The sequence below is a fragment of the Rhodocista pekingensis genome, from assembly GCF_042665545.1.
Lineage (GTDB): Bacteria > Pseudomonadota > Alphaproteobacteria > Azospirillales > Azospirillaceae > Rhodocista > Rhodocista pekingensis.
The window spans coordinates 17,659-38,449 of the sequence record NZ_JBHTCM010000024.1; the positions used below are offsets into that span (position 1 = coordinate 17,659).

Consider the following 20,791-nt stretch of genomic DNA (forward strand, 5'->3'; position numbering starts at 1 on the left):
GCGCCGGTCTGCGGGCTGATGGAGTTACCCCGATGCCATCGCACCCGATCTATGCAGGCAGTTTCTACCGCTCCCAGTCCGGCGGGTCACTGGCATCGGCGCAGACCGTGGTTCCGCTGGTCCAGTCCTTCGTCGGGGCCCGGAGCGTGGTGGACATCGGCTGCGGGGTGGGGACATGGGCCGCGGAGTTCAGCCGGTCCGGCGCCGATGTCTTCGGCATGGACGGCCCCTGGGTGCCGCGGGATCAGCTCTGCATCCCCGCGGAGAACTTCCGGGACATTGATCTTCAGAACCCGCCGCTGCCGGACCGCCGGTTCGATCTGGCCGTCTGCCTGGAAGTGGCGGAGCATGTTCCGGAGACGGCCGCCGGAAGGCTGATCTCGTTCCTCTGCACGCTGTCGGACACGGTTCTCTTCTCCGCCGCCATCCCGTTCCAGGGGGGAAACGGGCATGTCAACGAACAGTGGCCGCTCTACTGGTATCATCACTTCCGCAGAAACGGCTTCGAGTGCTTCGATATCCTGCGGGACCGGATCTGGACCGACGGCACGGTCGAGTATTTCTACCGGCAGAACCTGCTTCTCTTCTGCAAGAACACCGGGCCGGACAGTGTCCATGCGAAGCTGCTGGCCGCAGGACATGCGGCGGGCGCGCCGCGGAACCTCGTGCATCCGGAGAATGGCGCCACCCTGGGCGCCACCAGCCTGGACAGCTTCTCGCTGAAGCTGGTGCTGGCGGCCCTGCCCCGGGTGGCCGCCGCGGCCCTCGCCCGGCGCTTCGGCAGGCATCCCGCCCGTATCTGACGGACCGGCCGCCTCAGCCGAGAGCGGGCAGCCCGGCCAGACTCCGCCACCGCCTGAGCCGGCGCCGCATCACGGTGAGCAGCGGCGCGTCCTCCTCCGCCCGCCGCAGCGCCTCCGCCCCGACGACCGCGCGCATCAGGGTGCGGTCGAGGTCCGCCGGATCGCAGGGGGCCAGCAGGGCGGCATAACGGTCGGGATCGGCGACCACGGCGTCGGGCAGGCCGTGCCCGGCGGGGACGACCCCCCAGACCATCCCGCCGCGCCCGAGCAGATCCGTCCCGGACCGCATGAGCCCGTCGATGTCGAGCGCTTCGAGCGCGGCCGTATCGATCTCGGCATGGGAGAAGTTGCGCACCTTGTCCAGGATGCGCTCCCTGTCCCCCAGATAGGAGAAATGCCAGCCGGCGTCGGGCAGGACGAGATGGCCCGGCGGCAGCGCGCCGTCGGCCGCGTCCAGGGCAGGACGGAGGTCCCGGGCCGCCTGGGCCGACCGGAAGCGGCCGAACGGCTGGGCCACCGACCAGAGGGCGTGGGACGCGATGCCGACCAGGTTCTGGTAATTGAGCCTGACATAGTAGAGGCGCATGCGCAGCCCGGCGGTCTCGAAGCGCGTGCCGCGCAGCTCCGCCAGGACGGAAGCCCGCGGGATTTCGTCCACGTCGGAGACGACGACGATGTCGTCGGGGGCCGCGTCGTGAAGACCGCGGGCGATGGCGTTGCGCTGGAACCTCTCGTTCACCCAGGGGTCGGGATCGCAGGGCATGTCGTCAACGACGACATGGGTGATCCTGTCGAGGTAGGGAGCGAACCGCGCCCGGTTGGCGGCGAAGACCAGATCCTTGGGGCGGCCGCGGAAGCTGTGCGTGGCCTCGACCAGCACGAAGCGATCGACCACCCCGGCCAGCTCGCGCAGGCGGATGTCCAGCACGTCCAGTTCATTGAAGAAGATGAAGCAGTCGATGAGGCGCGGCATGGACGTGTCCGGGCAGGGCGGGAGCTGGGACGGAGCGGTGCGGAGGCAGGGCGGGGTGGGCTCTGCCGTGCACGGGACGGTTCCGGGCGGGGACAGAATATCCGCCCGCCCGGCCGGCAGCACGCACAGAGTTGCGCCGGGCGGGGCGCAGGGAAAACCTCCCTTTACCTCCCGCATCGTTCAGGAAAAACGGTCCCCGGGGGTCGCCCCAGTCTTCGGATGGCGGTCCAGGCAGAATATCCACGTTGCAGAAAACATCCTGCCGAAGTAGATAAAGAGTACGAAGACTGCTCCGGCGCGTCAATCGGCGTGCCGCCGACGCTCTGCCGGACGCCGGAAATCCCCGATGCCGGAACTCCCCGATGCCGCATCCCCTCCGCATCTCGGTCGCCATGCCGGTCTACGAGGGCGACCGGCATCTCGGGGTCTGTCTGGACGGGATCGCCGCCCAGACCCGCCCGCCGGACGAACTGGTGATCAGCTACGATCCCTCCCGGGATGCCACATGGGAGACCGTGACCGGGTTCGCCGCGCGACATCCCTGGGCGCGGGTGGTGCGCAACCCGGACCGCCCCGGCATCTTCACGAACCTGAACACCGCGATCCGCCATACCAGCGGCGACCTGGTGCAGATCTTCTGCCAGGACGACATCATGCGGCCCGACCTGCTGGCCCGGCTGGAGGCCGCGGCCGGCCCTGCGCTGGGCCGGTTCTCCTTCTGCTTCTTCCGGGGCCATACCATCGACGACGGCGGCCGTGCCCTCGACCGGCCGCGCCACTATGACGGGCTGCCGAGCGGGCTCTACGACGGCGAGGCGGCGAACGAGCTGTTCATTCATTTCGGCTGCCTGCCCGGCAATCTCTCGACCGTCGCGGTGGACGGGGCGCTGGCGCGGAGCCTGCCGTTCCGCGACACGCTCAGCATGACGGCCGACTTCATGATGTGGCTGGATCTGGTGGCCCGCCGTCCCTTCCTGTTCCTGGACGAGACCCTGGTCGATCTGCGCGCCCATGCCGGCCGGGCGACCTTCGTCCTGGGCCGCGATCTGCGGATGATCGGGGAGGACAGGCCGATCCTGGAGACGCTGATCGGCCGTTCCGGGCGGCCCGGCCCGGCGCGCTCGGTGCTGCTGTCGCACCGGGGGGTGCAGTACGTGTCCTGGATCGGCCACGCCGCCCGCCATGGCGACTGGCCGGCGGCGCTGGCCGGCATCGCCCTGCTGCGCCGGAGCTGGGGGCTGTTCCCCGTGCTCTGGCGCTATCTGGTCCGGCTCGGCGGGCGGGCGGACCCGCTCGGCCTCGGGCGCCAGCGGCGCGACCTGATCCGCCGGCTGTCGGGCGGAACCTCGCACCCGGCCGGCCCCTCCTCGCCCTCCCTTCTCGACCATCGCGGACTCTGAAACCATGCGCCTTCTGATCTCCGGTGCCAGCGGCTTCATCGGCCGCAGCCTCGTCCGCCATGCCGCCGATGCCGGGCATCAGGTCCATGCGCTCGGCCGCCGGACGGTGCCGGAGCTTGCGCCCGTCCTTGCCGGGGCGGTGGTGAAGGACATCCTGGCCGTGACGGCGGCCGACATCCCCCCCGGCACGGACGCCGTCATCCATCTGGCGACGGGCAGTTCCGGCGACCGTGCACAGATCAACCGGACGGCGGTGGAGGGAACGCTCGTCCTGCTGGACGCCTGCCGCGCGGCGGGTGTGTCGCGGTTCGTCCATGTCAGTTCCCTGAGCGTCTATCCGGGCCTACCGGCGTCCGACCCGGCCCGGCTGGACGGCAGGGCACTGGAACCGTTCCCCGACCGGCGCGGCGTCTATGCCGAATCGAAGACCCTGGCGGACATCGCCGTGCAGGAGGCCGTCCAGGCCGGCCGGCACGGCAGCATGGAGGTCGTGCTGGTCCGTCCGGGGCTGGTCTTCGGGACCGACATGGCCGGCGCCCTGGCGGGCACGGCCGTGGAACTGCCGCTGGGCATCGGTGTCATCACCGGACGGGGCGACGCGGCCGTGCCGCTCCTGGCCATGGACGATCTCTCGGCCGGGCTGACCGCCCTCTGCGCCCAGGCCGCGGAGCCCGGCCGGTTCCACAGTATCGACATCCTGTCCCCGCCGCTGCCGACCAGACGGCGGTTCCTGGCCTCCTATGCCCGCATGACCGGACGGCCCCGGTTCCGCATCGCCCTTCCCGCCTTCCTGGTCATGGCGGCGGCCTGGGTCCTGGAAGGGCTGTTCCGCCTCGGCGGCCGCCGGAAGGACCTGCCGCACAAGGTGCGCCGTCTCTACGCCTTCGACCCGGCGATGCTCGACAGCGCCTCCTTCTGGCGCAAGACGGGCGTCAGGCCGACGGGAACGGCGGAGAGCTGTCTGCGCCAGGCCCTGACCCTCGACCGGGATCCCGCCCCCGCCACAGGGGCCGACGCGGCCGCGCGCCTCCGGGCGGAGCGGCTGCTGGCCGTCGCCGCGACCCCGCTGGCGGGGGCCGGACGGGACCGGCGGCCGGTGATCCTGGTCGGCGCCGGCCGGATCGTGGAGGAGATGCACCTGCCCGCCCTGGCCGCCCTGCCGGTCAGGGTCGTCGGCGTGGTGGACACGATCCCGTCCCTGGCCGGATCGGTCGCCGCAAGGCTGCCAGGCGCGACGGCGTTCCCGGGCCTGGACGCGGTTCCGGCGTCCCTGCTGGAGGGCGCCACGGCGATCGTCGCCACACCCGGGGTCACCCACCCGACCCTGGGGGCCCGGCTGCTCCGGGCGGGCTGCGACCTCGTGCTGGAGAAACCGGCCTGCCTGGACCGGCCGGGGCTGGAGATGCTGCGGGCCGCGGCGGCGGATACCGGCCGGGCGGTCAGCATCGTCCAGAATTACCGGCTGCGTCCCAACACGGTGCGGCTCTGGCGCTTCCTGGCGGAGCACGATCCCGGCGCGCCGGTGCGTGCGCGGGTGGTGTTCCACACCGGCCGCATCCTGAACGAGCCGGCGCGCTGGGCCCACCGGGAGGTGACCCACCGGGTGCTGCTGCTGGAACTGGGGCTGCACTTCCTGGACATCGCGGTGCAGATCACCGGCCCGGTCACGGACGTGCGCGCCGTGGACCGGGTGCTGCGCCGGGACGGGTCGGCCGTCGTTTCCGCCGTCGGGCTGTGCGCCACCGCATCGGGCGCCACGCTGGGCTTCGAGCTGGACGCGACGGGAACCGCGACCCGCACCCGGATCGAGGTCGAGTTCGAGCGCGCCGCGGTGGTGCTGGACTTCTTCCCCGAGGGATTCCGCATCCTGCCGCGCCGCGGCAATCCCGTGGACGATGGCTGGTCCGCGGCCGGGAGGCTGGCCGGCATGGCATGGCAGAGGCTGTTGCCGCGCAGCGGCGGGACGGCGCGGCGCGCCCTGCCCCATGCCAGGATCCTGGCCGACCATCTGCGCCGGAGCGCCGGCACGTCCGCCGCGCCCCCGTCACCCTTCGCGCTGGAGGAGATCGGCACGACGATGGAGTCGCTGCTGCTGCTGGCCGACGCGATCTATCCGGCCGACGGCTCCCGCTCGAAGACCAGCACGGTGTGAAAGCTCCAGACCCGGGCCGACGCCACCGCGCACAGCAGCCGGTAAGCCAGCCGCTTGACCGGCGAGCGCGGCCAGAGCCGCCAGTCGTGCCGCTGGCGCAGCCGGTACCCCAGCGGCCCGGCCGTCCGGAGCAGCACCTCGGTCCCGACATCGGGATCAACCAGCCACATGTGCCGGTGCCCGTCGGGTTTGCCGACCTGGGCCAGACTCTGCTCCGGCGGGCAGCGGCCCCGCAGGAAGGCGAGCCGCCGGACCCCGTTCATCTCGTTCGGCAGACTGACGACCACATAGCGCGGACGCCGCGCGCAGGCCTGGACGAACAGGCCGGTGAAATCCCGGGTATGCTCCAGCACGTCCAGCAGCAGGACGGCGTCGAACGGTTCGTCCGGCACATGGTCGAAGGCCGACTCCCCAGGCTTCATGTAGATGACATTGTCGGCCCGGACCGGGACCCGCAGACCGGCATCGGCGTCGATGCCGAGATAGCGGACCCCCGCCGGCAGATGCAGCCGGACGATCCCGTCCCCGCACCCGATGTCCAGCACCGACCGGACATCGGCCAGTGCCGCCAGAATCCGTCCGGCCACGACAGGGGCCTTCTTGGCCTCGACCGGTGTATCGATGACCGCATCCGTGCCCGGCACCGCCTGTCCCTCCCCAGCACAGGCCCCCGGCAGTCCCCGCTTGAGACGGCCTCCATCCGCCTGATACCTTTGTCCTTTCTTTAGCATGGCGACCGCCGGGCGGCGACCGGGAACAGGACATCCGATGGACGACGGGCTCCCCGCCCCCGAGATTCCGGCCGTCCCGTCGGCGGCCCGGCTGCCGGTCACGGTGGTGATCCCGACCCGGAACGAGGAACGCAACCTGCCCGCCACCCTGGGGACGCTGGGTGCCTTCGCCGAGGTGGTCGTCTTCGACAGCCACAGCACCGACGGCACGGAACAGATCGCCCGGGAGTGGGGCGCCCGCTTCCATCAGCGGGTCTTCGACAATTTCGCCGACCACAAGAACTGGGCCCTGGACAATCTGGAGTTCCGGACCGACTGGGTTCTGCTGCTGGATGCCGACGAGCGCATCGGGCCGGATCTGCTGGCGGAGATCGCCGCCGCCATCCACGGTGACCGGCCGGAGGTGGCCTTCGCCATCCCGCGCAGGAACGTGGTGGACGGGGTCTTCCTGCGCCGGGCCGGGATGTATCCGGACTATCAGATCCGCCTGATCCGCCGGGGCCGCGCCCGCTACGAACGGCGGCTGGTCCATGAGCACATGCTGGCCGACGGCCCCGTGGGCTTTCTCGCCAGTCCGCTGCGGCACGAGGATGGCAAGGGCATCCGCCGCTATCTGGAGCGCCATGTCGCCTATGCGGAGATGGAGGCGGTGGAGGCCTTCATCGACCTGCACAGGCCCGCGGCGGACCTCGGGGCCCACGCCCTGCCCGGCCCCATGGCGCGGCGCCGGAGGCTGAAACACTGGTCGTACCGGCACCTGCCGCTACGCTTCCTGTGGGTCTTCGCCTATGTCTACGTGGCGCGGCTGGGCCTTCTGATGGGGCGCACGGGGCTGAAATACTGCCTGCTGCGGGCCTTCTACGAGTTCAAGGTGGACCTGTTCCTGGCCGAGTTGAGGAACGGCGCCAGCCCCGTCGCGCAGACCTACCGCGATCTCATCCTGGAGCGTCTGGGCAGATGCCCGCCGGACTGGGAGCGGCGGTGACGGCGGAGCGCCGGCGGTTGGCGAACAGCATGTCGGCCTGCACGCTCCGCCCCTCCCGGTCGGTCGAGAGATTGTAGACGCCGGCGAGATCGAACCCCCGCTCGTGCAGGTCCGCGATGATGACCGGCGCCAGCGGCTGTCCTTCGTAGAGCGGCAGGAAGGAGACCTCGGCATAGACATGGTCCACTGCCGCCAGCCCTCCGGCGAAGCCGCGGATCACCTCCAGCTCGAAGCCCTGGACGTCCAGCTTCAGCAGGACCGGCCCGGTCAGCGCGGCCGGCCGCAGCACGGCATCCAGGCGGTGGACCGGAACGGTCCGGACGCCGACCTCGTCCGTGCCGGCGAAGGTCCGTTCCTGCACGGGGGAGATGGGCAGCAGGCTGGAACTGTCCAGCCGCCGGGAGAGGTGGATCGTCGCGTTCCCCTCGGCGGAGCCCAGCGCATGGCGACAGAGTTCGATGGCCGGGTCGCCGGCGAAGAGGCGTTCGTAGCGGTCGGCGGGTTCCGCCAGCGGCTCGAACGCCACGATCCGGGCGGCGGGATGCAGTGTCCGCACCAGCAGGGAGAACTGCCCCACATTGGCGCCCACGTCGATCAGCGTGCCGACGGGCAGGGCACGGATCGCCGCCTCGTGCTCCACCGCCGCGGCGACGCCGGCCGCCAGCCCCCGCCGGTATCCCGGGCGGGAGAGCAGGCGCAGCAGCTTCGCGGCACGGCCGGGCAGACCCGTCACTCCGCTTCGCATCGCTCCGCTCCCCCCGCAGGGCCGGGGAACCGGCGGCACGGCGTCTCGATGGTTTCCCGGAAGACGGCACAGCTCCGGTCGCCGTAGTCGCGCCAGCCGCCGATGTGCCGCACCCGATCGACCGCGGCGGCGGACAGGCCGTGCCACAGTTCCGAGTCACGGTACAGCCTGAGGAGACGGTCCGCGATGGTCTCCGGGCTGCGGGCCGGCACCACGAACCCGTTCACCCCCTCCTGCACCAGATCCGCCCCGCCCACGTTCCGGGAGACGATGACCGGGCAGCCGCACGCCATCGCCTGGGAGACGACCAGACCGAACCCGTCTTCGATCGACGGCAGGACGAAGGCGCCCGCCGCGGAGAACTCATGGACCAGGTCGGACCAGGACAGGGCACCGCGCCAGTCGAACGGCACGCCGGCCCGGGCCAGCAGATGGTCGGTCTCCGGCGTCTTCCCGCCGACCAGCACCAGCCTGGCCCCCGGGATTCCGGCCAGCCGGACGGCGGCGAACAGATCGTGCAGCCCCTTGCGTACCGAAAGGCCGCCGACGAACAGGATGCGGAATTCCGGCGCCCGCGGAGCCACCCGGCGGAAGACGCCGAGGTCGACCCCGTAGGGCACGACGGCCAGCTTGCCCGGCGCCACGCCCTCCGTGACGAAACTGTCCCGCACCACGCCTGAGGGGACCGTGATCCGGTCCGCCAGTTCATACTCCTCCAGCTCCCGCTCGATCACCCGGCGGTCGATGCCATGCCAGGGCAGCCCCACCCGTTCGAACTCCTCCGCCAGGAGGCGGTCCTGGAACCGGATATGGGTCGATCCCCGGTCGCAGACATAGGCGATGCCACGGCGCCGCGCAGCCTTGCCGGTCGCCACCCCGGATCCCGACAGCACGCTGACGAGATCGCAGTCGGGCAGGGTGCGCGCGACATGCCCGTCCAGCGTCCGGTGGGCGAGAAGGGCCATCTCCCGCTCTGCCGGGGATGGCAGCAGGCCGTAGCGGAGCAGCGCCATGTAGGGTGTCTGGACCCAGGGGAAGCTGCGGATCAGCGCCGGATCGACGCCCGTCTCCCGCAGCTTCCCGCGCGGATAGCCCGTGAAGACGGCCGCGAGATGCCCCCGCGCCTGGAGCTGCGCCGCCAGATCGAAACTGTGGAAGCGGGCGATGGTGGAGACGGTGATGCGCATCGGAACGGATCGGGAGGGCCGGCGGCGAGGCCCGGCCTGGAGCGGCATCAGTCTATCCCCGATCACCGGCCGCCGCCCACCCCGCATCGCGGGCGGATGCCGCCGACAGGGAGGAATAGAGCGCACGCAGTGCCGCCCCGTGGGCGGAGAAGGAGAAGCTGGCGCGCGCCGCATCCAGGCCACGCGACGACAGATCCCCCCACCGGTCGACATCCGCCAGCAGGGCGCCGACGGCCACGGCCACGGGTCCGGGCCGGGGCTCGACAACCAGCGCCGCGCCGGCGTCGGCCAGGGGGGCCGCCACCCCGCAGTCGGGCGACAGCAGCACCGGCACGCCCCGGGCCAGCGCCTCCACCGCCGCCATGCCGAAGCATTCGTAGGCGGACGGCATGCAGAGCAGGTCGATCCCCGCCAGGAAGCGGTCCTTCGCCCCGCCGGTCACGAAGCCGCGCCAGTCGATCCGGCCGGCCACGCCTTCGGACCCGGCCAAGGCCCGCAGGCCCCGTGCCACCCCGTCCTCGCCGTCGCCCGCGACGGTCAGGGTCACCTGCGGCGGCAGCAGGGCCAGGGCCCGGATCAGCACGCCCAGATTCTTCTTCGGATGGATGCGGCCGAGAAAACCCAGCCGCAGGGTGCCCCCCTCCGGCCGCGGCCGGTCGGGAACCGCCATGCCGTCGTCCACGACGGCATGGTGGATCACGAGCCCCCGCGCCCGCGCCGACGGGGATGCACTGTCCCGCCGCTCCAGGCCGGAGGAATAGACGATGGCGGCGCAGCGTGCCTCGTACCTCCGCTTCAGCAGATGCTTGGCGATCCGCAGGGGCGCGGCCCGGGCATGGGACAGGTCGTAGCGGGTCAGTCCTTCGTGCGGGCTGAGAACGAAGGGCAGGCCGGCGGCCCCCGCCGCCGCCATCGCCGCCAGGGTCGCATGGGTCCAGGCGCCGTGCGCGTGCAGAAGGTCGTACCCGGACGCCTGCCGCCGCAGATGCCGGGCGAGGTCGGGGCTGACCCCCAGGCTGCGCGACAGGGCCGGACCCAGCCGCAGCAGCGGCACGCAGCGGACGCCGACGCCGCCCTCCCTCAGCAGACGGACCGCGGGGAAGCGCATCGCCTCGTCCGGGTCGGGCGCGGGAAAGACAAGATCGGTGGGCACGCCCGCAGCGACCGCGGCGACGGCCGAGGTCACGGCGGAAACGGACGGGCCGCCGAAGGCAGGATCGAGCCCGCCGATCACACGCAGCACCCGGGGACCGGTCACGGCACGCGCCTGCGCGCGAGAAGGAAGGTGGAACCGGGGTCGTCCCGCACGCCGTCGTCGGCCAGCACCGCCAGGATGCGCCGCGACAGCGCCCGGTAGACGCCGCTGGAGAACAGGGACACGGGTCGCCCGGTCAGCCGGGACAGCAGCGTCGCAACCGCCAGCGCGGCCACGTAGCCGTAATGGTAGAAGCGCCAGAAGCCGCGATGCTGCGGAACGCCCCGGACGACATCGAAGCCGGCGTCCCGCAGCAGATCGCGCGCCGTATCGCCCGTGTAGTGGCGGAAATGGCCGATCAGCGATTCGTATTCCGGCCAGTAGTGCGTACCGGGAACGCTGAACAGCAGATAGCCGCCCGGCCTGACGATCCGCGCCAGTTCCCGCACCGCCGCCCTGTCGTCGCGGACATGCTCCACCACCTCGAAGCAGAGGGCGAGGTCGGCCTCGCCATCGCCCACCGGCAGATCGGGAAAGCCACCCCGCTCCAGCCGGACACCCGGACGCCCGGCATGCAGCCGCGCCGCCAGGGCCAGGGTCGCCGGGCTGAACTCCACCCCCCGATAGGCGGTGGCGGCGGGCAGATGGACGGCGACGGCAGCCAGACCGCAGCCCACATCGACGACCGTCGCCTGCCGGTCACCGAACAGCCGGGCCTGGATGTCCGCCACGGTCCGGAAGCGCCAGAGGTTCCGCACGTCGCTCCGGTACTTCTCCACGTCCGCGTCCGTGAAGAAGGTGTCATAGAACGCCTCCTCGGTGCTGAAACGCTCGCGCCGGCGCTTTGCGAGGCGCAACAGGGCGAGGTCGAGCTGATCCAGCAGTCCGGGGCGTCGGGCGGTCGTCATCGCTCCTCGCTGGGCACGGAGACGGTGCCACTATGCCATGGTCCCGCCACCGGTGGTATGCCGCTCAGGACCCGGCCGTCATCGACCGGAGCAGGGCGGCCGGCAGGCGGTCGGGGAAGTACCGCACCCGCCGGATGTGGCCGAACAGTGCGTGGGCAAGGCCCGAGGTCTGCGATCCCAGGGTCATGCGGGAGATCTCGGCGGCCACCACGGGGACGGTCGCGGTCACCACCGGACCACCGTCCAGGCAGAAGGCCACGCCCTGCCGCGACCAGGCCGCGGCCACCCGGGAAGGGGTCAGGCCCGCGATGGCGTTGGCGGGGACAAGGCTGCTGCGCTGAACGCCCCCGGCATTCATGTCATAGGCGATCAGCCCGGCCGCCCAGCGATAGACGCTGTGGCGCTCCGATGCCGTCCCGTCCGATACGGTCATGAGATACTGTGCCGGGGCGAAGCCAGCGCCCGGGCGGATGTCCATGATCCAGGTCCCGGCCTCCTGCCGGTGCCAGGGGCCGAGCAGGACGCGGACCTCGTCCGCCTCCCGGCGCGCGGACGCCCCGGGCAGCGTGGCGATGGGGGAGGACGCGAAGACGCCGTCCTCGCACTGGTACCATTGCGGCTGCCCCTGCACGGTGACGGTCAGGGAGCCCGGCGCCGGGAGCGTCAGCGTCAGCGGCACGCCGGGCGCGGCGGTCCCGGCGGCGGCGCCCGTCACCGCGAGACTTCCCCCGGAACCGACCGACAGGGTGTAGCTGCCCGCAGGGAGTGACACCGTGCGGGTCGCCGGCGCGAAACTGTCGGGCAGGAAGTTCGTGCGGGCGCCCTCGACCAGCAGCCCCAGGGGCTTCCCGGTCGCCGGGTCGTGGTCGAAACGGGGAGCATCGGCGGGGCTCGACACGATCCGCCCGGCGGCATCGACGCACCGTGCCGCGGACCCGCGCAGGAACGAGACCGCGGCCGGCAGGCCGGCCGCGAAATCCCAGTCGCAGGCCGGGCGAAGGACCGCCGACGGGACCGCCCCGAGGCGGAGACCGGCCAGCATCAGACCTTCTCCGAAACGTAGAGCCGGCAGTCAGTGTCGGCACGCACCGCCGCGATGTGCGTCGCCCCCTGGCCATGGGCATCGGCGATGGCGATGTCGTAGTAGATGCCGAAGGGGAAATAATGGTCGGCGCTGCCCGCCACCACGTCGGCAGCGCCGAAACTGACGAAGCAGGGCCCCGTCGCATAGAGGCTGACGACCCGGGTCCCGCGATCGAAGGCGACGGCGTTACGGGTGCTGGTCGCCCCGACCATGAGCGTGTGCGCCCCACCGGGGCGGAGGCGCAGGACGTTGAGGGGCCTGCCGTCGGCATCGAGGGGCATGAGCGTGTCCACGACTTCTCTCCCGGTCATTGGTCCTATACATGGCTTTTATTCCTATTATTGATCCCCTGTCAAGACCCCTGCCCGCCCTGGTCCGGACCGGCGGACGGGTGTACCTTCCGGGGGTGCCCGATCGGGGGATCCATGCGACTGCTGCTGCTGACCCTGAACCACCACCCCGAGCCGACCGGCATCGGCAAGTACAACGGAGAGATGGTGGCGTGGCTGTCCGCCCGCGGGCATGAGGTAACCGTCGTCTGCGCGCCGCCCTACTATCCCTTCTGGCGGGTGCAGCCTGGCTATCGGGCCTGGGCCTACCGCCGCGAGATGCTGGACGGTGCGACGGTCATGCGCTGTCCCCTGTGGGTGCCGCGCACCCCCGGCGGCTTCCGGCGGCTGCTCCATCTGCTGTCCTTCGCCGTCTCCACGTTTCCCGTGATGGTCGCAAGAGCCGTCGCGTTCCGGCCGGATGTCGTCATGGCGATCGAGCCGCCGCTGGCGGGAGCGCCCGCGGCGCTGGCCGCCGCCTTCCTGTCGCGGGCGGTGGGGTGGCTGCATGTCCAGGACCTGGAGGTCGATGCCGCCTTCGACCTCGGCCTGCTCGGGCACGGATGGCTCCGCCGCTCCGCCCTCGCGGTGGAGCGGACCCTGCTGCGGCGGTTCGCGGTCGTCAGCACCATCGCCCCCCGCATGGCCGAGCGTCTGGCCGCCAAGGGCGTGCCCGGGGAGCGGCTGCACCTGTTCCCGAACTGGGTGGACACGGCGGCGATCCGGCCGCTGGACGGCCCCAGCCCGCTACGGCGCGAGGTCGGGCTGGGCGACGACGACGTGGTCGCCCTCTACGCCGGCAATCTCGGGCGCAAGCAGGGGCTGGAGATGCTGATCGAGGTCGCCCGGCTCCTGGCGGACAGGCCACGCCTCGTGATCTGCATCGCTGGCGAAGGCCCCGCCCTGCCCGCCCTGCGCGAGGCGGCCCGGGGACTGGCGAATCTCCGCTTCCTGCCGCTGCAACCGGTGGAACGGCTGAATGACCTGTTGAATCTGGCGGATATCCATCTGCTGCCGCAGCGGGCGGATGCGGCCGATCTCGTGATGCCGTCCAAGCTCAGCGGAATGCTGGCCAGCGGGCGGCCGGGCATCTGCGGCTGCGCCCCGGGAACGCAGTTGTACGACGCCATCGCCGGCTGCGGGATCGCCGTGCCACCGGGAGACGCCGGCCGCATGGCGGACGCCCTGGCGGCCCTGGCGGACGATGCCGGTCTGCGCCGGACCCTGGGGGCCGCCGCCCGGCGCGCGGCAGCGGAGCACTGGTCGAAGGACGCCGTGCTGGGCCGGTTCGAGAAACTCCTGAGGCGGTCGGCCCGCAGCGGCCCGGTTCAGTCCTTGTAGTACTGGCTGTAGCGGCTGTAGTAGTAGCCGTGGTCGCCGTAGCCGTATTTCGCCTGCTGCCGCACATTGACCATGCTCAGCACGGTGCCGATCACCGGGACATTGTACTTGCGCAAGGTCCGGATGGCGGTGATTGCGAAATCCCGGGGAGTTTCGGCCCAGCGCAGCACGAACAGGCAGGCATCGACGTAGCGCGAGACCGAGATGGCATCCGCCACGGCCATGACCGGCGGCGTGTCGATGATGACGTAGTCGTAGACATCGGCGCATCCCCGGACGAACCGTTCCATCTGCCGGGAGGCCAGCAGATCCTGGGGGTTCGGCGCCTTGCTCTGGGCCACGACATAATGCAGGTCGGTACGGGTATCCACCCGGATCACCTCCTCCGGTGACCGGTCCCCGATCAGCAGCTCCGAGAGGTCGCCGGAGTGGCCGTTCCCGGCGAGGGCGGAGCCGATGCGGGGACGGCGCAGGTCGGCATCGATGAGCAGGACCTTGTTCCCCGACGAGGCGAGGGAGCGGGCCAGGGAAAGGCACAGGGTGCTCTTGCCTTCGCCGGGCACGGCCGAGGTCACCATGATGACCTTCGGCGGGCTGTCCACGTTCGAGAAGTGGATCGCCGTCCGCACGGTCCGCATCGCTTCCGAGAAGCTGGACAGCGGTTTGGTCAGCAGGAACTCCTCCGGCGGCGGCGATCCCCGTTTCAGGGCCGGCACCACCGCGAGCACCGAGGTGTCCGTCTGCGCCTCGACATCCTCCGCCAGACGGAAACCGCGGTCGAGACGCTCGATGGCGAAGGCGAGACCCATGCCGAGCAGCAGGCCGAACCCCAGGCCGAACATGGCGATCAGGCTCTTGTTCGGATAGGAGGGGGCCGCCGGCACGACGGCGTTGGAGATCAGACGGGCATCGGAGGTCTGGAGGTCTTTCTGCTCGGTCGTCTCCTTGAAGCGACCCAGGAAGTTCTCATAGAGCAGGCGGTTGGCCTGCGCCTCACGCTCCAGTTCGCGGAGTTTGACCTCCGCCTGGAGGCTCACCCCCGACTGCGACTGGAGCTGGTTCAGGCTCTGCTGGAGGCTGGCCTCCTTCGCCCGGGCGACCTGGAGATCGTTGGCGAGGCTCTGGACGATGCGCCGGGCCTCGTCACGCAGCTTCTCCTGGATGTTGCGGATCTCGGCCTGGAGATTGATCATCGTCGGATGCCGCGGCCCGTAGCGGGTCGCCAGTTCCGCCTCGCGGCGGCGCAACTGGCTCTCCTCCTCCCGGAGCCGCTGGATGAGCGCCGAGGTCAGGGCTTCGGAGGTCGCGGCGCCGCGCGCATCCGCCTGGAGCAGGGTCTGGGCACCGCGCAGGCGGGCCTCCGCCTGGGTGCGCTCCGTGCGGGCGATGACGAGCTGGGAATTGATCTCGGCAAGCTGCTGGGCAGTGACGGTGCCCCCCCGCGCCTCGACCAGGTTCTGCTCCTCGCGGTAGCGGGTGACCGCCTCCTCGGCGATCCTGACCTGGTCGCGGAGTTCGCCCAGACGGGAGCTGAGCCACTCGTTGGCGCGCCGGGTCGCCTCGTACTTCGCTTCGAGCTGATCGACCAGATAGGTGTCGGCATAGGCGTTGGCCAGCTGTGCCGCCCTGAGGGGATCGCGCGAGGTGTAGCTGATCCGGATGGAGAAGGAGCGGCCGTCGTTGCTGGTGCGCAGGCCGGCCCGCACCTCCGTGATGATGCGCTCGCGCAGTTCCGCCCGACGCTCCTCCTCCGTCTGTGGCTCCGCCGGCCCCTGGGCGCCGGCGCCGACCAGTCTGACGAGGGAACGGAACCAGCCGACAGGATCGACATAGCTGAACAGGGAGTGCGGCAGCGGGGCGGTCCCGTTGAAATCCGGGGCGTTCAGCAGGTCCAGCCGGTCCGTGACCTTGGCGGCCATGACGCGGGAGGAGATCACGTCCATCTCGCTGCGCACGACGGCGGCCTCCGGACGCAGCCCCGAGACGACCGCTTCGACATCCACCACCTGGGTGCGGCGCATGTCGAGCATGACGACCGCTTCCGCCGTGTAGCGGGCCGGAAGCTGGTAGGCGATGACGACGGAGACAAGGATCGAGAACAGGAGCGCGCAGAGGATGACCAGCCAGCGCCGCATCAGGATGCGGATGATCAGCCTCAGTTCTTCATCCGCATTGGTCCTGGCGGCCGGTCTGGCCAGATCGGGTCGGTCAACTGCCTCTGGCGACATTACGGCGTTCCTGTTCCAGATGTCGGACGGCACCGGGGTCTGATCATCGACGGGGACCGGTGCGAGGGGGACCGGGAGCGGCCGGCCTAGAACAATCGCTCCGGAATGCGGATGATGTCGCCGGGCAGCACCTCGGTGGCTTCCGACGCCAGCTCCTCATCGTTGCTCCGGCCCCCGCGCAGGATCACGATACGGTCCTTCCGGGCGCGGTAGGTGTATCCGCCGGCCAGGGCCACGGCGTTCAGCACCGTCATCCCGTTGACATAGGCATAGCTTCCCGGCGAGTTGACCTCGCCCAGAATGAAGAAGGGCCTGTAGTTCATGACCTCGACGCTGACCCGGGGGTTGACCAGATAGCCGTCGGCCAGCTTGTCGGCGATGGCGCGTTCCAGCTCCCGCGGGGTCAGGCCGCCGGCCTTGAGCTGGCCGATCAGGGGCAGCGAGATGATGCCGGCCCCTTCGACCTCGAACTCGCCGGAGAGGTCAGGCTCGGCGAAGACGGCCACACGGAGCTTGTCACCGGAGCCGAGCCGGTACTCCGCAGCCGATGCCACAGGTATGGTCGCCCCCAGGAACAGGACTGGCAGGAAGAACAGAATCAGGAGCCCGCGGAACAGATCCGTCCGCCCCCGTCCCGACCGCATGAGGATTTCCAGCATTGTTCCCGACCAAGGCTCCGCAAGACCTGATCACGTTACCACGGAATCGCGTCGAATCTCCATCGGAGCGCATTCAGAACTGAGACAGGAAGCGACAGGAAAGGAGCCGGTGGATCAGGCGTGTTTCACTTGTGGGCACCCTCCGGCAGCCCTGCCCGGGCGATCCCGCGCCCGCGCAAGGGGGCCGACGATCCGGCCGACCGGAAGAGCGCACGCCGGACGGGCGCGCGCCGCACGGGAACGACAGCCGGCGCCCGGGGCGGAACGCAGTCCGGCCGGGGCGCCGCAGTTCAGAGAGCCGCCGTCAGGTTGAGGAAGAAGATGTTGCGCGTATAGTCTGCGCCGACCACATTGACGTCGCGGTCGGTCATACGGTAGCCGAGTTCCGCGGAAAAATTCCGGTTGATCAGATACTTGGCGCTGGCGCCCAGGCCGACCACGTCTTCCTGGCGGGTAATGCCCTTGTAATCGTTGTCAATGTAGGACGCGAAGCCGGACAGGATGAGATTGCGCATCAGTTCGTGATCGACCTGGACCCGGTAGAGGCTGGCGATGAAGGACGAACTGCCGGCCTGCGTCGTCTCCTCGGTGGTGTTGGAGACGGTGAAGGTCAGCGTCGTCAGGGCCGTGGCATTCCAGGTCAGGTTGGCGCCGTAGGTGAAGCCGGTGGCATCGTCGAGCAACGGGTCGTCGTAGGACTGGCTGCGGTAGCCGACGAACAGCTCGCCGGTCGTGATGCCGCCCAGATCGAGATCCACACCGGCCGTCAGACGGTACCCGTCCGAATCACGCAGCGGATTGCTGTCATAGCGCCGCCAGTTGTAGGCGGCCTGAATGAAACCGCGGGCGTTCGGTGTCGTCTCGTAGCTGACGCGGGCGGTGGCGCCGTATTCCTCGCGGTCACGGTTGTCCTGATCGATGATCTGGGTGCCGACGCCGGCGACATCGTCGAAGTCGAAGTTGCGGTAGTCGCCGCTGACGCGGAAGCCCAGGCGGGCCAGGGAGCGCTCGAACCCGGCGCCCAGGGTGATGAGATCGTACTCGGTCGGCTCGCGTCCGCCGGCATCGTTGGGCGAACCGCGCTCCTCATGCCGGCGGGCATAGCTGCCGTCGGCGCGCGCCGTGGTGCCGCGGGCAATGTCGATCCGGCCGTCCAGACCGACCAGATAGTCCTCGTAATTCTCTTTCTCATTATCCTGGTAGCGACCGATATCGGCGTCGGCCAGGAAATTGAGCGCGTGATTGTTCCAGTTCGACCGGACCCTGACGGATGGCGACGCGACCAGGATGTAGTCGTCGACCTCATTCTCCGAAGCGAAGATGTTGTCGTCATACTGGCCGGCGAGCTTCAGCGACGGCATCACCATGAAGCCCCCGGCGCGGACGCCCGCGGCATCGTAGTCCGGCCGCCCCCGGTTGAGCACCGGGACACCCCGCGCATCTTCCTGGGCGACCGCGGTCACCGGAAGCGCGCTGGCCAGAACGGATACAGCGGCGGCGAGTTTGACTGCATTGCGCATCAGGGCCACCCATATCGTGGAGTGTTCGGGTATGAGATGCCGTCCAAAATGGTCAGCACGGTCGAGGACTTACCCCGTTCGTAACACCGGACGCCTGATTTCTCAAGAGTAGAGCTTTGTGCGGACTCTTTCCGGCTGCGATTCCGGCAGAGATGTTTTTTCCGATCCCGCTCAAGGAGCGAAAAAGAGCAGGAGACAAGGGTGCGGAGGAACTCGATCCACCTGCCCGTTCCGGCACGCCCGCAGGACGAAGACCTGTCGCAGAGTAGGGAGAACACGGCCCCGCAAGCCCGACTCGGCGCCTCCCATGTCATGGCCGCCCGCAAACGTCGCATCAATTTCGATTGCGTTTCCAAACGGACAGGGTCCGGAGCCTTCCGGACCGGCCTCGTCTGCGCGCCCGGCCGCTGCCGGCCGCCGTCACTTTTTCAGTCCCGCGGGGGATCTGATCGCGGCGGAGGCACGCGAAAACTTTGTCAACCGGAAAGCCGGTGGCATAATAAAGGCATAAAACAAATAAATAACAACAGAACTTAACAATGGCATACATCACGAAGTTTTCAACACTTGATCTCCTGCCATATATACGATTTTAATTTTAACGCCAGAACCAGAAAGGTTGACTTTGATATTTTTCAGAACTTTCATAAGAAGTTTTTCTTTACCACATCGTGAACCAAGAGTGTATTTGCCAATTTTCCTGACAGAAAGAATAATCTTCGACCGGCGGACTTGGTCGATAATTCCATATAGGAAAAATGGGATTTAATGAATTTTTAGGGAAGTTTCTTGCTTCCTTTGTCCTGGTGATGTACCCCTCCCGGACATCCGGCGTTAAGCCGGGGTTAACAGTGTTGAGCCACCGTGACGACGGCTGCCCCGGAAAAGGATTCCGAATCCGCTGCCCGGCGTCCCTCCCGCTGGAGCAAGCGGGCCGTCCAGGTTGTCTTCCAGAGTTCCGATCTGACGATCATCATTGCGGCCGCCCTCGCGGCGGTCAGCCTTCGCTTCGGCCAGTCGGAACTGCCGGACGATTATGCCGTCCTGGTTGCCCTCGGCGCCTTCGCCTTCCTTTTCCTCGGCCCCATGTTCCGGACCCACCGGCTGGAGAGCATGAGCGATCCGGTGACCGCGGTGAGACGCGTCGCCAGCAGCTGGGGGCTGGCCGTCCTGCTGGTGATCGCGCTCAGCTTCGCCGCCAAGACGAGCGGCCAGTATTCACGCATCTGGCTGGGGTCCTGGGCGCTGCTCGGCTTCGTCGCCCTTGGTTCGGCGCGACTGTTCTACCGCCATGTGCTGACCTGGCTGCGCGAAACAGGCCGGCTCTGCGGCCATTCCGTGCTTGTGGGGCCGGCTGACCGGATGGAGGCCCTGTTGCCCTATCTGTCGGACCGGGAGAATGCGATCCTGGCCACGGTCGCCGTTGCACCCGACAGGGGGGGCGATGGCGGAAACGGGCCGGGTGCGGGGGCGCCCGACCTGCGCGATGCCGTGCGCGAGATCGCGGTCCTCTGCACCCGGCACCGGATCGACCAGGTCCTGCTGGCACCGCCGCTGGACGACGATATGGCCCTTGAAGCCTATGTCGGGGCGACCCGCTTCCTGCCCGTCGCGGTGAAGATACTGCCGCCGCCTGGGGTGCTGCGGCGGCGCAGCGACTTCGGCCTGACCGACGATCCGGCGGTCATCACGGTGGCGCGGCCGCCTCTGGCGGACATGGACCGGACGATCAAGCGCCTCTTCGACATCGTGGTGGGAAGCCTCCTGCTGGTGGCTCTGTCACCCCTGCTGCTGCTGCTGGCGGCGCTGATCCGGCTGGACAGTCCCGGTCCGGCCCTGTTCCGGCAGCGGCGCGGTGGCTTCGGCAAGGCCAGCTTCACCGTGCTGAAGTTCCGGACCCTGCATGTCGCGGAGGACGGGACCAGGCCGCTGCGACAGGTCACCCGGGGCGACCCGCGCGTCACCCGGACGGGACGGTTCCTGCGCGCCAGCAGCCTGGATGAACTGCCGCAGCTCATCAACGTGTTGCGGGGTGAGATGTCGCTGGTCGGTCCGCGGCCGCACGCGCTGGTGCATGACACCGCGTTCAGCGAGCAGGTCGAAAGCTACATGGCGCGCCACCGGGTCAAGCCGGGCATGACGGGGCTGGCCCAGGTGACCGGCCTGCGCGGCGAGGTCCCGGACGTGGAGACCTTGCAGCGCCGCATCGAGCAGGATCTGTACTACGTCGAGAACTGGTCGCTGGCCCTGGACATCAAGATCCTGGTCCTCACCGCGATCAAGCTGGCGGGGCGGGACGTGTACTGAGAATCCCTGCCAGCACCACTCCTGAACGAACGGGCTGAGGGATCTTGCATGGCGTGGAGAGGGAGGCGCTCCGGGGCGCCTCCCTTCTGTCCGCGCCATACGGCCTAAGCGAGCCAGAGTCCCGTGTCGGCGGCGGTGGCGATGCGGTTTTCGCCGATGCCCCAGACGAGCCAGTGGCGCAGAGGGTCGATGCCGGCGGCGGCGACATCGGGGTTGCGCTCCAGATAGGCGGAGAGGTCGAACC

The 20,791-nt window shown here is 69.6% G+C and carries 17 protein-coding genes; 6 read left to right on the top strand and 11 right to left on the bottom strand.

Features of this window, described 5'->3' with window-relative positions; translation table 11 throughout:
* Positions 1-32: 32 nt before the first annotated feature.
* Entirely contained in the window at positions 33-803 is a 771-nt protein-coding gene (locus tag ACFQPS_RS17305) for a class I SAM-dependent methyltransferase (RefSeq protein WP_377360466.1), read from the top strand.
* 13 nt (positions 804-816) lie between these two features.
* Here ACFQPS_RS17305 and ACFQPS_RS17310 read toward each other — a convergent pair whose 3' ends face one another.
* Positions 817-1,776 carry a glycosyltransferase family 17 protein gene (locus ACFQPS_RS17310; protein ID WP_377360467.1) on the bottom strand — a complete coding sequence of 320 codons (960 nt, stop codon included), beginning with the start codon at positions 1,774-1,776 and terminating at the stop codon, positions 817-819.
* 362 nt (positions 1,777-2,138) lie between these two features.
* Between ACFQPS_RS17310 and ACFQPS_RS17315 the strand changes: the two genes are divergently transcribed.
* Both ACFQPS_RS17315 and ACFQPS_RS17320 read left to right on the top strand, forming a co-directional pair.
* Positions 2,139-3,176 (top strand): glycosyltransferase family 2 protein, encoded by a 1,038-nt coding sequence (locus tag ACFQPS_RS17315; protein ID WP_377360468.1) that lies wholly within the window; start codon positions 2,139-2,141, stop codon positions 3,174-3,176.
* A 4-nt stretch (positions 3,177-3,180) separates the two neighbouring features.
* Positions 3,181-5,328 carry a Gfo/Idh/MocA family oxidoreductase gene (locus ACFQPS_RS17320; RefSeq protein ID WP_377360469.1) on the top strand — a complete coding sequence of 716 codons (2,148 nt, stop codon included), beginning with the start codon at positions 3,181-3,183 and terminating at the stop codon, positions 5,326-5,328.
* Here ACFQPS_RS17320 and ACFQPS_RS17325 read toward each other — a convergent pair.
* Entirely contained in the window at positions 5,286-5,972 is a 687-nt protein-coding gene (locus ACFQPS_RS17325) for a class I SAM-dependent methyltransferase (RefSeq protein WP_377360470.1), read from the bottom strand. The genes ACFQPS_RS17320 and ACFQPS_RS17325 overlap by 43 nt on opposite strands.
* 124 nt (positions 5,973-6,096) lie before the next feature.
* Between ACFQPS_RS17325 and ACFQPS_RS17330 the strand changes: the two genes are divergently transcribed.
* A complete protein-coding gene (locus tag ACFQPS_RS17330; RefSeq protein WP_377360471.1) occupies positions 6,097-7,044 on the top strand; it encodes a glycosyltransferase family 2 protein in 948 nt (315 codons plus the stop codon).
* On the opposite strand, the gene ACFQPS_RS17335 is transcribed toward ACFQPS_RS17330, so the two are convergent.
* From ACFQPS_RS17335 to ACFQPS_RS17360, 6 genes are all read right to left on the bottom strand, one after another.
* The gene (locus ACFQPS_RS17335) at positions 6,995-7,789 is read right to left on the bottom strand and encodes an FkbM family methyltransferase (protein WP_377360472.1); all 795 of its coding nucleotides are present in this window, start codon (positions 7,787-7,789) and stop codon (positions 6,995-6,997) included. The genes ACFQPS_RS17330 and ACFQPS_RS17335 overlap by 50 nt on opposite strands.
* Positions 7,774-8,976 carry a glycosyltransferase family 4 protein gene (locus ACFQPS_RS17340; RefSeq protein WP_377360473.1) on the bottom strand — a complete coding sequence of 401 codons (1,203 nt, stop codon included), beginning with the start codon at positions 8,974-8,976 and terminating at the stop codon, positions 7,774-7,776. Before ACFQPS_RS17340 ends, ACFQPS_RS17335 begins: the two co-directional genes overlap by 16 nt.
* Before the next feature lie 52 nt (positions 8,977-9,028).
* The gene (locus ACFQPS_RS17345; RefSeq protein ID WP_377360474.1) at positions 9,029-10,234 is read right to left on the bottom strand and encodes a glycosyltransferase; all 1,206 of its coding nucleotides are present in this window, start codon (positions 10,232-10,234) and stop codon (positions 9,029-9,031) included.
* Entirely contained in the window at positions 10,231-11,079 is an 849-nt protein-coding gene (locus ACFQPS_RS17350; protein ID WP_377360475.1) for a class I SAM-dependent methyltransferase, read from the bottom strand. Before ACFQPS_RS17350 ends, ACFQPS_RS17345 begins: the two co-directional genes overlap by 4 nt.
* Before the next feature lie 64 nt (positions 11,080-11,143).
* The gene (locus ACFQPS_RS17355) at positions 11,144-12,121 is read right to left on the bottom strand and encodes a hypothetical protein (protein WP_377360476.1); all 978 of its coding nucleotides are present in this window, start codon (positions 12,119-12,121) and stop codon (positions 11,144-11,146) included.
* Positions 12,121-12,456 carry a hypothetical protein gene (locus ACFQPS_RS17360; protein WP_377360477.1) on the bottom strand — a complete coding sequence of 112 codons (336 nt, stop codon included), beginning with the start codon at positions 12,454-12,456 and terminating at the stop codon, positions 12,121-12,123. Before ACFQPS_RS17360 ends, ACFQPS_RS17355 begins: the two co-directional genes overlap by 1 nt.
* A 132-nt stretch (positions 12,457-12,588) precedes the next feature.
* Here ACFQPS_RS17360 and ACFQPS_RS17365 point away from each other — a divergent pair, with 132 nt between their 5' ends.
* Positions 12,589-13,833, top strand: a complete 1,245-nt coding sequence (locus ACFQPS_RS17365; protein ID WP_377360478.1) for a WcaI family glycosyltransferase — start codon at positions 12,589-12,591, stop codon at positions 13,831-13,833.
* On the opposite strand, the gene ACFQPS_RS17370 is transcribed toward ACFQPS_RS17365, so the two are convergent.
* From ACFQPS_RS17370 to ACFQPS_RS17380, 3 genes are all read right to left on the bottom strand, one after another.
* The gene (locus tag ACFQPS_RS17370) at positions 13,821-16,061 is read right to left on the bottom strand and encodes a polysaccharide biosynthesis tyrosine autokinase (RefSeq protein ID WP_377360479.1); all 2,241 of its coding nucleotides are present in this window, start codon (positions 16,059-16,061) and stop codon (positions 13,821-13,823) included. The two genes, ACFQPS_RS17365 and ACFQPS_RS17370, sit on opposite strands and share 13 nt — an antisense overlap.
* Before the next feature lie 86 nt (positions 16,062-16,147).
* Positions 16,148-16,705 carry a polysaccharide biosynthesis/export family protein gene (locus ACFQPS_RS17375; RefSeq protein WP_377360480.1) on the bottom strand — a complete coding sequence of 186 codons (558 nt, stop codon included), beginning with the start codon at positions 16,703-16,705 and terminating at the stop codon, positions 16,148-16,150.
* A gap of 305 nt (positions 16,706-17,010) precedes the next feature.
* Positions 17,011-18,240 (bottom strand): outer membrane beta-barrel protein, encoded by a 1,230-nt coding sequence (locus ACFQPS_RS17380; RefSeq protein WP_377360481.1) that lies wholly within the window; start codon positions 18,238-18,240, stop codon positions 17,011-17,013.
* 864 nt (positions 18,241-19,104) lie between these two features.
* Between ACFQPS_RS17380 and ACFQPS_RS17385 the strand changes: the two genes are divergently transcribed.
* The gene (locus tag ACFQPS_RS17385; RefSeq protein WP_377360482.1) at positions 19,105-20,547 is read left to right on the top strand and encodes an undecaprenyl-phosphate glucose phosphotransferase; all 1,443 of its coding nucleotides are present in this window, start codon (positions 19,105-19,107) and stop codon (positions 20,545-20,547) included.
* Positions 20,548-20,791 lie beyond the last annotated feature (244 nt).

Excerpts from the sequence above, each read along its gene's own strand:
- ACFQPS_RS17305 (WP_377360466.1), top strand. The coding sequence starts at position 33 with ATGCCATCGCACCCGATCTATGCAGGCAGTTTCTACCGCTCCCAGTCC.
- ACFQPS_RS17310 (WP_377360467.1), bottom strand. The coding sequence starts at position 1,776 with ATGCCGCGCCTCATCGACTGCTTCATCTTCTTCAATGAACTGGACGTG.
- ACFQPS_RS17315 (WP_377360468.1), top strand. The coding sequence starts at position 2,139 with ATGCCGCATCCCCTCCGCATCTCGGTCGCCATGCCGGTCTACGAGGGC.
- ACFQPS_RS17320 (WP_377360469.1), top strand. The coding sequence starts at position 3,181 with ATGCGCCTTCTGATCTCCGGTGCCAGCGGCTTCATCGGCCGCAGCCTC.
- ACFQPS_RS17330 (WP_377360471.1), top strand. The coding sequence starts at position 6,097 with ATGGACGACGGGCTCCCCGCCCCCGAGATTCCGGCCGTCCCGTCGGCG.
- ACFQPS_RS17335 (WP_377360472.1), bottom strand. The coding sequence starts at position 7,789 with ATGCGAAGCGGAGTGACGGGTCTGCCCGGCCGTGCCGCGAAGCTGCTG.
- ACFQPS_RS17340 (WP_377360473.1), bottom strand. The coding sequence starts at position 8,976 with ATGCGCATCACCGTCTCCACCATCGCCCGCTTCCACAGTTTCGATCTG.
- ACFQPS_RS17350 (WP_377360475.1), bottom strand. The coding sequence starts at position 11,079 with ATGACGACCGCCCGACGCCCCGGACTGCTGGATCAGCTCGACCTCGCC.
- ACFQPS_RS17355 (WP_377360476.1), bottom strand. The coding sequence starts at position 12,121 with ATGCTGGCCGGTCTCCGCCTCGGGGCGGTCCCGTCGGCGGTCCTTCGC.
- ACFQPS_RS17365 (WP_377360478.1), top strand. The coding sequence starts at position 12,589 with ATGCGACTGCTGCTGCTGACCCTGAACCACCACCCCGAGCCGACCGGC.
- ACFQPS_RS17370 (WP_377360479.1), bottom strand. The coding sequence starts at position 16,061 with ATGTCGCCAGAGGCAGTTGACCGACCCGATCTGGCCAGACCGGCCGCC.
- ACFQPS_RS17375 (WP_377360480.1), bottom strand. The coding sequence starts at position 16,705 with ATGCGGTCGGGACGGGGGCGGACGGATCTGTTCCGCGGGCTCCTGATT.
- ACFQPS_RS17380 (WP_377360481.1), bottom strand. The coding sequence starts at position 18,240 with ATGCGCAATGCAGTCAAACTCGCCGCCGCTGTATCCGTTCTGGCCAGC.